Source organism: Janthinobacterium rivuli (assembly GCF_009208735.1).
Classification (GTDB): domain Bacteria; phylum Pseudomonadota; class Gammaproteobacteria; order Burkholderiales; family Burkholderiaceae_D; genus Janthinobacterium.
In genome coordinates, this window is record NZ_WFLJ01000066.1 from 1 (window position 1) to 487 (window position 487).

Below are 487 nucleotides of genomic sequence, written 5' to 3' on the forward strand. Positions count from 1 at the left end.
GCAACACCACGTTTCGCTGGCGCCACCGATTTTTATCGTTGGCAAAAACGGACCGGCCGCATGGCCTGCATGGCATCGCCGAGGCCGACGAGTTATATGTGCTGGAGTCGGAAAAGGGATCCAGGCAGATGACGCGTCCGGCCCGCCGCCGGGGCGGCCATGCGCAACGGCGCGGCATGTCGAACGAGCAAGTCTGCATCCTGGTGGCGCGCGACCGCACGGGCCAGACCCTCGACTTCGTCACGGGCAGAGGCGCGCTGACGAAGGCGCAACTGCACCGCTGTTTATTGCCTGTCATCGACCAGGATATCCTGCTGGTCACGGATGGCCATGCCGCCTATCGGGCGTTTGCGCGGGAGGCGGGCCTCAGCCACCAGGCCGTCAACTTGCGCGCCGGCATCCGTGTGCAGGGCGCCGCGCATGTGCAGAACGTCAATGCATATCACAGCCGCCTGCGCGAATGGTTAAGGCCGTTTCACGGCGTGGC

1 protein-coding gene is annotated in these 487 nt (G+C 65.1%); it reads left to right on the forward strand.

Going from position 1 to position 487, the window contains the following annotated elements:
- Positions 1 to 487: IS1595 family transposase (locus tag GCN78_RS28920; RefSeq protein WP_152254750.1), on the forward strand; the 487-nt coding region annotated here is incomplete at both ends.